This is a genomic window from bacterium (genome assembly GCA_035419245.1).
Lineage (GTDB): Bacteria > Zhuqueibacterota > Zhuqueibacteria > Residuimicrobiales > Residuimicrobiaceae > JAKPUX01.
Genome location: DAOLSP010000035.1, coordinates 1 through 8,990, shown reverse-complemented (window position 1 = coordinate 8,990; position 8,990 = coordinate 1). Strand labels below are relative to the sequence as shown.

The 8,990-nt window shown below is 47.9% G+C and carries 9 protein-coding genes and 1 tRNA gene; 8 read left to right on the top strand and 2 right to left on the bottom strand.

The annotated features are described in order from the left end of the window. Positions 1-85: 85 nt before the first annotated feature. Positions 86-961: a T9SS type A sorting domain-containing protein gene (locus tag PLH32_17970; protein HQJ66497.1), complete on the bottom strand. Its 876-nt coding sequence runs from the start codon at positions 959-961 to the stop codon at positions 86-88. A 68-nt stretch (positions 962-1,029) separates the two neighbouring features. Here PLH32_17970 and PLH32_17965 point away from each other — a divergent pair, with 68 nt between their 5' ends. From PLH32_17965 to PLH32_17930, 8 genes are all read left to right on the top strand, one after another. Continuing rightward, positions 1,030-4,005: a T9SS type A sorting domain-containing protein gene (locus PLH32_17965; GenBank protein HQJ66496.1), complete on the top strand. Its 2,976-nt coding sequence runs from the start codon at positions 1,030-1,032 to the stop codon at positions 4,003-4,005. 28 nt (positions 4,006-4,033) lie between these two features. Further along, a complete protein-coding gene (locus PLH32_17960) occupies positions 4,034-4,510 on the top strand; it encodes a hypothetical protein (protein HQJ66495.1) in 477 nt (158 codons plus the stop codon). Positions 4,511-4,515: 5 nt separating this feature from the next. Then, positions 4,516-4,944, top strand: coding sequence for a hypothetical protein (locus tag PLH32_17955; protein HQJ66494.1), 429 nt, complete (start codon positions 4,516-4,518; stop codon positions 4,942-4,944). Positions 4,945-5,026: 82 nt separating this feature from the next. Further along, the gene (locus PLH32_17950) at positions 5,027-5,605 is read left to right on the top strand and encodes a lysozyme (GenBank protein HQJ66493.1); all 579 of its coding nucleotides are present in this window, start codon (positions 5,027-5,029) and stop codon (positions 5,603-5,605) included. 99 nt (positions 5,606-5,704) lie between these two features. After that, a complete protein-coding gene (istA, locus tag PLH32_17945; GenBank protein HQJ66492.1) occupies positions 5,705-7,186 on the top strand; it encodes an IS21 family transposase in 1,482 nt (493 codons plus the stop codon). After that, positions 7,183-7,977 carry an IS21-like element helper ATPase IstB gene (gene istB / locus PLH32_17940; GenBank protein ID HQJ66491.1) on the top strand — a complete coding sequence of 265 codons (795 nt, stop codon included), beginning with the start codon at positions 7,183-7,185 and terminating at the stop codon, positions 7,975-7,977. The genes istA and istB overlap by 4 nt, the downstream gene beginning before the upstream one ends. 109 nt (positions 7,978-8,086) lie before the next feature. Next, positions 8,087-8,335 (top strand): hypothetical protein, encoded by a 249-nt coding sequence (locus PLH32_17935; GenBank protein HQJ66490.1) that lies wholly within the window; start codon positions 8,087-8,089, stop codon positions 8,333-8,335. A gap of 25 nt (positions 8,336-8,360) precedes the next feature. Next, positions 8,361-8,657, top strand: coding sequence for a hypothetical protein (locus PLH32_17930; protein ID HQJ66489.1), 297 nt, complete (start codon positions 8,361-8,363; stop codon positions 8,655-8,657). Between the two features lie 151 nt (positions 8,658-8,808). Here the strand turns inward: PLH32_17930 and PLH32_17925 are convergent. After that, positions 8,809-8,871: transfer RNA gene (locus PLH32_17925), tRNA-Val, on the bottom strand. Positions 8,872-8,990: the final 119 nt, after the last annotated feature.

Below are 8,990 nucleotides of genomic sequence, written 5' to 3'. Positions count from 1 at the left end.
TCAAGATCCCGGCGGCGGTCAAGAATATCCGGGCGAAGTGAGGATAGGGAGAATTGAGGGAGCACGCCAGAAGATTGAGTGGACGCTATCTGACCAGCGTCAGCGCCCGCTTCTGAGAGAATTCTGACGTCTTGAGAGAGACAAAATAAACCCCGGACGGGCAGAGCAGACGATCATCAGACATCCCGTCCCAAGTCAGGTGATGTGAACCCGCTGCAACTCGCTCATCGAGCAGCACCCTCACAGTCCGGCCTTGGGAATTGAAGATTGTAAGCCTGGCTGGGCCGGGTTTGTTCAGATAGAATGTGATCCCGGTTGATTGGTTGAAGGGATTGGGGTAGGCGGGATGAAGCCAGATTTGGCTTGGATTCTTGGATGTAATAAAATTTACTGATGCCCAAGGTGGGAGGGAGCCATATTTTACGCCATTCACATTGGCATATACGAGGTTTTGATTCACAGGGCCAAAACCAGGAGCAAAAGCACCTAACGACTTCAAGACAATGCAGTGGTTGAAAGTATCAACAGGACAGATGATCGTGCTATCAAATGAGATTATCGTTGTGCTGTCAGCCAGATCAATAAATGACCCTGTCTTGCTGAAAGGTCGATAAAGTAACTCATCGTCATATTCAATATACTCACCTTTGTCAATGGCAAAAGGTGGTCTTATTTGAATAGTCATCCAGAGGGCATTGCAAGTGTTAGGCTTAGTAGGGTAGAAATTCTCGGCGAGCCCTATGGCAAGGACAAATGCTAAAGAATCGTTTTTAAATTTGTCAAGGATATAACACCCATGGAATGTGAAACCTGTTTGATCGTGCGGATCTTGAAAAACCCACATGTTACCAGTCGTACAAGGGAAAAAATTATCGATCGAGAGGAGGTGTGATGATTGAGCTTGAGTAAAAGTTGGCTGTAGGATTATAATTATTAATGTTGCGAGCATTATTTTTTTCATGGGAGATCCTCCAGCAGAGCGTCACCTATAAGTACGGAAAAAACATTTTAGTGCAGAAAGGATTAACCATGAAAAGAGCTATTGTCCTTCTTCTCACCTGTGCGCTGATGCTTTGCGCAGGGTCACTCTTCGCCAAGGGTAAGGATTTGGCGATCATCTCAGCTTCTCGCTTCGATAACTATGTCTACCAGTATAAGATGTGGAAATCGCTCGAAGGCTTTGATGTCACGATCAAAAAGGCCGACTCTCTCGCGGTCCGCGATTCGCTCCATGTTTGGAAGTGGATTCATGAAACTTGGTGGCCTGGCAACGACAACTTCGTCTTCTTACTTGGGAAAGGATCAGAAATCCCAGCCAACTTGTTGTGTACTTCTATTTATCCTGAACCTGTGAGGTCTGACTATTTTGATTCATATAACTATTCTGCGCATGATACCAGCACTCTTTCGAAGAAGAAAACGCAAAATCTAATTCTTGGCCGGCTTGTAGCTGAATCCGGTGGAGAGGCAGTACTGAAAAAACTTCTTTCTTACGAATTCAATCCTCATAACCAGGATCCTAAGCGGACATTATTTTCCACAGCCTACCTCGACCTTAGCCTAACTGGGCGTACCCATGCTTGGGCGTTTGCATATAATAGTTGGACAAATTTTGACACTCTTATGTTCGAAGATGAGCCATATGTTAACTGGACTGGCTCAGCATATCACGACTCGCTCGAAAAACGGTTCGCAAAATACTCAATCAATTTTGTGTCATGCCATGGTGACTCGGCAGGCTGGCATGATTTTAATGGCGGCCATAAGTACCATTATAGTACGACTGATCTCCCACTTGCGTCTTTTGACGGCCATCAATTTTATATAGCGCACTCTTGTGACGTAGCAAGATTCTTACTTTATCGGAAGCCACCTACAGCAAACGTTGACTACTGGAGTCTCCTTGACAGGCTCGTTTGTCAAACCAACTCTTCATTAGAAGGGCCTATTGGCGCGACTGGACTAGCAACTGGAGGAGGCGGCGACCCGGTAGACGCCTATATCTCAGGAGGATGGGCTTATCGAAAGTCTGATAGTTTATGCACAGAAAAATATAACACTTGGGGAGCTGTCAACAGATCCTGGAACGACGTCTACAATGAATATGTTGGAGATCCATCCACATCCGTTAGGTATACCGACGCTTCAACAAGCGAAGTCGCTCCATCCAGCTATATTTCAGTTTCATCCCCTTCAGTTATTGCCTATACAGGCTCTGATGTTGGCTCGATTCGTGTGAGTGCTTATGCTCCGAACACAGGATGGTTCTCGACGACAACTCTATCAGGAAATACCTACACGACGTTTACCACCACAGCCCGGCCGTTGTTCATTGCCTTCACCAAAGATGACGCTTCGAAGACTCCAACTATCTGGACCACGGGTGGAACTCTCGATGTCAATACCTGGATGCTCGGGAAAATCAATGTTAATGGCGATCTCACAGTCGCTTCTGGAAAAACAATGGAAGTCTTGCCGGGCACGATAATGTATTTCCGCACCAATTACGATGATCGGTCATCGGGCACAAGTTCCACAAAAGCGGAGCTTATTATAAATGGCACACTTAAAGCCGATTCCTGCAATTTCACACGCAAAGAAGCGTCCGGCTATTGGTCAGGAATTAAATTCAGTTCGACAGCATCCTCAAGTTCTCATATTCTTGGATGTGTCCTTTATTACGGTGTAACTGGAATTTACATTGATCAAGCCGATCCAACAATTAGTGATAATGTCATCTCTGGTAATGATTCCTACGGAATTTATGTGACCGGGAGTGGCGCATGGCCAGTTATTACAAATAATTATATTGGTGGTGACGACTACGCGGTCTATATCTATGCAACTTCTTCCGGAGGTCACTATGGTCATGATTCTTTCAAAGATGCTACTTATGGGCTTTTTCTTGCCAATGGCTCGCCGGTTTTTGAGGGAGAAAGCAATGGGTACAATTTTTGGGATTCGTCGATCACCAATAAACGGGTTTATGTCTATAATGGCTACCTCGAACTCGGCACAGCTGAAGATCCGGGTAATAACAGCTTCACAAAAGGTTCCGACAATACAAAGGATTATATCTATAATGCAACCGGTACGACCGTTTATGCCCGGAGCTGTTATTTCTACGATTGCCCCACCCCGGACACCGATTGGTTCTATGGTTCGGTAGATCGCGCCAATAAGCTCGGCTCTGCCCCAGATGCAGGCCCTGATTTTGATATTCCAAAAATAACGAACACTCCGATGCGCCAATACGTCGAGATTAAAAGGGCGTTGGCAAATGGGGCCACCTTCAGCCATGCTAAAGCGCTGACTACGCTGGTAGTGGAGAATATCGATTCCGAGTTCGCCGCCCGGCCGCTTGATCTCTTGCTTGGGAATTTGAGCAAAGAAGAAGGCCAGAAGGTGATCAACAATGTCGGCAAATACGATAAAATGCACGATGCCGTTCGATTCGCGCTGGATCAGTGGCAAGTCCGGTATGACAGTCAAAAGGGCATTCCGGATGAAGCGCTGCTCAATAGATATCAAGGCACGGCATTTGAAAAAGCCATGGCTCTGACGTTTGCGGCCGGGCTCGCGTCGAATGGCCAGAAGGAGAAAGCGATTGAAGTGCTCACGAAAGCCAACCAGGACACTGATCCGCTCATCCTCGCCTCCCTGATTGAGGGGCTTGACCATCCGGAGAGCCTCCCTGCAGGAAAAGAGGAGGCTACGCCGGCGGAAAAACAGTCTGTCGAGGTCTCTGCTTTCCCGAATCCCTTCAACTCTGAGAGCCGGATCCAGTTCAAGCTGGCGCAGAAGGGGCTGGCAACAATTACGGTTTACAACATGCTCGGACAAAAAGTCATAGAGCTGGTGAACGGGGAGAGAAGCGCCGGCACTCACATTGTCACATGGAGCGGAAGGAACCAGGCAGGGCTGCAGGTTCCGACCGGAGTCTACTTCTGCCAGATCAATGCCGGCGGCGCCAGGCAGACCCTGAAAATCTTTATGCTGCGGTGATCTGTGGTTTATGCAAATGGTAGCCAGTATGAAAAAGAACCTGATAATAGCGCTGCTTTGCGGACTGGTTTCGCTTCTGGCCCTGACCTCCTCTTACCGAGGAGATATGAATGAAGGGGCGCTTGGCTACCATTTGCATTACCATTCTACTGTCGATTCATTTCATGTGGCCATTACAGTCCGCGGAGATACTCGAGAATTCGACAAGCTGCAAGTATTCTATCGTCTTGAACGTCAAGGGAAAACGATAAAGGAGGGTTCGGCGACTTTAATGAATTCGACCCGTGTCTCAGTTGGTTTCGAGATAGTTGATAAAGACTCTGTGATCCGGAGGGATATAAGCTCAATGATTACATTTTGGGGCATCGGCAGGGATGGCCTATTCAATGAGTATTATCTACTGAAACCCAGGACCGTTTTATTTTCGAATGGATGCACTTCACTATATAAGGCGGCCAAGGTCAGACAGCACAATAGCAAAGATCCTAATCAAAGCAAGGAGTAAAGGCCATGAAAAATTTAATCCTCGTTCTATTGATCAGCTTGATATTGGTACTTGCCAGCGGTTTTGCTGTGCAGGCCCCGGCCGGTGGAACGGCTGAAGCAGAGGTAACTCTTTACAAGTCAGCACCAAAAGTATATTGCGGAAATACCGGCGTCGCAAACGCCTATTATACTGGGCTTTGGTGCGAGGCTGAGGTCTATTCCTATGTTGAGGACTGCGATAATTATAATTGCGACAGTGACCAAATCTGGAAGGAAGGCTATAATTCAGTATATGCCGAAGGCCCGACGTGCGCATGGATAAGCGGAATCGCTGGGCATACCTACGCTGGATATGGTTATTCGCAATCCTGGGTATGGACTAACAGGTACTCAGGTCGGAGTCTGGTGGAATATTATTCCGATGAAGAGACTCCCGCTCCGATCACTTATTAATCCATCAAATCAGTCAAGGAACTCATGACCATCCCACAAGCTGATGCCATATTCATAATATTTAAAGAAGTGCCGGTCAACTATGAAAATATCGTTTAAAGGTATCGCCCTGATTAAAAAACTGGAAGGCTGCCGGCTGACCGTCTATGACGATCAGGCCGGCTTGCCGACCATCGGCATAGGCCACCTGTTAACCAGGACTGAAAACGTCTCCGGCAAGATCTGGATCGGCGGAGAACCCTACATCATTTATAACGGTCTGACCGAGGAACTCTGCATTGAACTGCTAAAGCAGGACTTGCAGGTGCCGGTTGATACCGTCAATCAGGCCGTGCAGGTCCCGCTGAATCAAAACCAGTTCGATGCGCTGGTTTCGTTTGTCTTCAACATCGGCTGCACCCGCTTCAGGAACAGCACCGTTTTGCAGGTTATCAATGCCGGAAGGCTCGATCGTGTGCCAAAGGAAATGCGCCGTTGGGTCTACGTCAATGATAAAGTCAGCAAAGGGCTGCAAAACAGAAGGGAGGCTGAAATCAGGCTATGGAACACACCGGTGGAAAATGAAACCCCGGTTGACTCGATGCTGCCTATTGACTTTATTGATCCGCCTGAACCGCATCGACCGTGGTATAAACGACTCTTTGGAATGAGGTATGATTAACGACATTTATAATTCCTGGGTGACGACAATTAAAATTCCTGTATAGAAGATCAGGAATTGCTATACTATCCAAGGTGACCGATAGAGAAGGAGGCCTGGATGGTAAGCGATCGTCAAGTCAGGAGATTGATAAAATTGAAAACACGTGGCCGTTCTTTGACAAATGCGGCATCCATGGCAGAGATGGATGAGAAGACTGCGCGCAAGTATCTCAGATCGGGTAAATTGCCCAGTGATAGTCGTGCTCCGCACACCTGGCGCACGCGCGAAGATCCGTTTGCCGAAGTATGGACTGAAGTACAACGGTTCGTGGAGAATGATTCGCGCCTGCAAGCGAAAACTCTGTTTGCCTGGTTGCAGCGGAGGTATCCTGGCCGGTTTTCTGATGGCCAGTTGCGTACGTTGCAGCGCCGGCTGAAGAGCTGGCGAGCGACCGAAGGTCCTGCCAAAGAGATCTATTTTAACCAAATCCATACGCCTGGCGAACTTAGCCAGTCGGACTTTACCCACATGGATGATCTGGGCATTACCATCTGCGGTGAGTTATTCCGGCACTTGCTCTATCATTTTGTGCTGACCTACTCCAATTGGGAAACCTGTACGATCTGTTTTTGCGAGAGTTTTGAATCGTTGCAGACCGGGTTTGAGAATGCGTTGTGGAAATTGGGGGGAGCACCCAGAAAGCACCGGACAGATCGATTGTCAGCGGCTGTCAATAATCTGAATAATCTGGAGCAGTTTACCCGCTCCTGGCAAGCTGTACTGGATCATTATGGCATGCAAGGCCTCAAGATCCAAACCGGTCAGCCTAACGAAAATGGCGACGTCGAACAAAGCCATTACCGCTTAAAAACTGCGGTTGATCAGGAACTTATATTGCGCGGCAGCCGGGATTTTACTACACGCGACGAATATGAGCAATTCTTACAGGTGCTGATCAAACAGCGCAATGCTGGCAGACAGAAAAAACTTCTACAAGAGCTGATGGTCATGCACCGGTTGCCCAAGCGCCGGCTAAATTCGGTCAAGCAAATTCGGGTGCGAGTACGGCAGAGTGGCACGATTCGTGTTTTAAATAATACCTACTCGGTAGACAGTCGTCTTTGCGATGAATGGATCGATGTTTTCATCTATGCCGATACGCTGGAAATATACTACGGCCGATGCAAAATAGACAGTCTGCCCCGGCTGCGCGGGCGGGACCAGAGCCATATACAATACCGACATATCATTGATTCTCTTGTACGTAAGCCGGGCGCTTTTGAGCATTACTGCTACCGCGATGAGCTTTTTCCGACCCATCGATTCCGGGTCGTCTACGATCTTCTCAAAGAACAATCAGGTTACAAGGGAGTCAAAACCTATCTGCATCTTTTGCAATTAGCAGCCCGGGAAAATGAAACCGCCGTCGATTCGGTATTGGCGGCAAAACTTGATAACAATGAACCGATCGTACTGGAAGAAATTGCTGGAATCGTCAAGGACGCTGTCAACACCTTGCCTCGCCATATCTCAGTCCATGTAGATGCGGTCGTCTTGAAAGTTTATGACACGCTTCTGGAAGAGGTGGCTGGGCAATGAAAGCATCCATTCACTCACAAATTGCTCCAGCGCTGAAATCGCTGCGATTGCCTGCCATGCAACAAGAATATCGTCAAGCCGCCGATATGGCCAGACAAGAAGGCTGGAGCTATGAACAATTTCTCCTGGACTTGATCAGCCGGGAAACCGAGAGCCGCGAGCAGAAAAAGATTGCACGCATGCTGAAAGTATCTCGTTTGCCGCTGCAAAAAAGTCTCGCCCAATTTGATCGGCACCGCTTGCCGATGAAAGTCAACGCCCAATTGGGCGCGCTGCTGGAAGGCTCATTTCTGGATCGTGCTGAGAATATTTTGGCTTTTGGCAACCCGGGCAGCGGAAAAACCCATCTTCTCTGTGCGCTTGGACAAGAACTGGTGCGAAATGGCCGTCCCGTACTTTTTCGCCCCTGCAGCCTTCTGGTACAAGAGCTCTTGGCAGCTAAAAAAGAACTGAAATTGGCCCGGACTCTCAAACAACTATCCCGGTACGATGCCCTTATTATCGATGACCTCGGTTATGTACAATATGACCGGGAAGAAATGGAAGTGCTGTTTACGCTCTTAGCTGATCGCTACGAGAAAAAAAGCATTATGCTGACGTGCAATTTGCCTTTTTCGCAGTGGGAGCTGATCTTTAAAGATCCCATGACAACGGCCGCGGCGATCGACCGCCTGGTCCATCACAGCATTATCATAGAGATCAATTTGCCCAGCTACCGACTTGAATCATCACAGAAAAAAATCCAGCAGCACCCTTTGGAAGAGGAGCAAACCAGCGGCTCCAAGGGGTAACTCCAGTCGCCCTCCGGGCTCCTTCCGTTACCCCTTGGCATTAAACAAAAACGGGAATTCTAATTGTCGCTGACAGGAAAAAATAATTGACATTGATCAGAGGTAAATCATGAAAATTCCTGAAATGCTAAAATTCTTGCCCAAGACTCTTGGAGGAATCCTGGTTGTGCTGATCGGTGCAGGACTTCAATACATCCCGGTTATCGGGCAGGTGGCCGGGGAGGCAGTAATCAGCGCCGGTGTAATGGCTATCCTCTATGGCCTTACTGATAAAGTGATCCGTTATCGCCACGGTGGTGACGTTTTCCAAAATGAAAAATATGTGGCTCAAAAAGTTAGGGCTACATGGACGAAATAGCTTAAACCAGAAAGGAGAAAAAGCTATGGAACCACTAAAAGTCAAATTCTTGGGGATCGGTGTGAATCTGGATTGGCTAATCAAGCTGTTGATGCAGCTACTCGGCCAGGTCCTGGATCAAATCATTCCCGGGGCAGACTTGAGCAAGGACCAGAAAAAGGCGGTCCGCACCCTGTATTACCTGGGGGACGAATGGGGTGACGACTTTGTCGCATCCACTCCGACCGATCTGGACAACGAGGCTCTGAACAAAATCAAGGCAACCTGCGAGGACACGGCCAGCGAGGGAAAGTTCGAGCTGCCCGCTGCACCACCGCTATGATGATCTTTCGCGCCCCGCGCGGGCGCGTGGATTGAAACAAACGAGTAAATGTTAATAATTTGTTAAGATGGGAGTCGTTTTCTGCCCAATTCTGCACCTAAAAACAGGACAGGCACTTGCATGAAAACTATGCAAGTGCCTGTTATTATTGTGGGCAATACTGGATTTGAACCAGTGACCTCTGGTATGTGAGACCAGCGAGTTACTACTTTAAGTAATAATAAAACAACGACAAATAAATCTGATTGCGCTATTTTTGCGACTTTAGAAGTCCACTTGAGCAAGAGCTTTGGCTAATTCATTTTGAACGATCTGTGTGTAATGCTTGGTCAT

Excerpts from the sequence above, each read along its gene's own strand:
- PLH32_17970 (HQJ66497.1), bottom strand. The coding sequence starts at position 961 with ATGAAAAAAATAATGCTCGCAACATTAATAATTATAATCCTACAGCCA.
- PLH32_17965 (HQJ66496.1), top strand. The coding sequence starts at position 1,030 with ATGAAAAGAGCTATTGTCCTTCTTCTCACCTGTGCGCTGATGCTTTGC.
- PLH32_17960 (HQJ66495.1), top strand. The coding sequence starts at position 4,034 with ATGAAAAAGAACCTGATAATAGCGCTGCTTTGCGGACTGGTTTCGCTT.
- PLH32_17955 (HQJ66494.1), top strand. The coding sequence starts at position 4,516 with ATGAAAAATTTAATCCTCGTTCTATTGATCAGCTTGATATTGGTACTT.
- PLH32_17950 (HQJ66493.1), top strand. The coding sequence starts at position 5,027 with ATGAAAATATCGTTTAAAGGTATCGCCCTGATTAAAAAACTGGAAGGC.
- istA (HQJ66492.1), top strand. The coding sequence starts at position 5,705 with ATGGTAAGCGATCGTCAAGTCAGGAGATTGATAAAATTGAAAACACGT.
- istB (HQJ66491.1), top strand. The coding sequence starts at position 7,183 with ATGAAAGCATCCATTCACTCACAAATTGCTCCAGCGCTGAAATCGCTG.
- PLH32_17935 (HQJ66490.1), top strand. The coding sequence starts at position 8,087 with ATGAAAATTCCTGAAATGCTAAAATTCTTGCCCAAGACTCTTGGAGGA.
- PLH32_17930 (HQJ66489.1), top strand. The coding sequence starts at position 8,361 with ATGGAACCACTAAAAGTCAAATTCTTGGGGATCGGTGTGAATCTGGAT.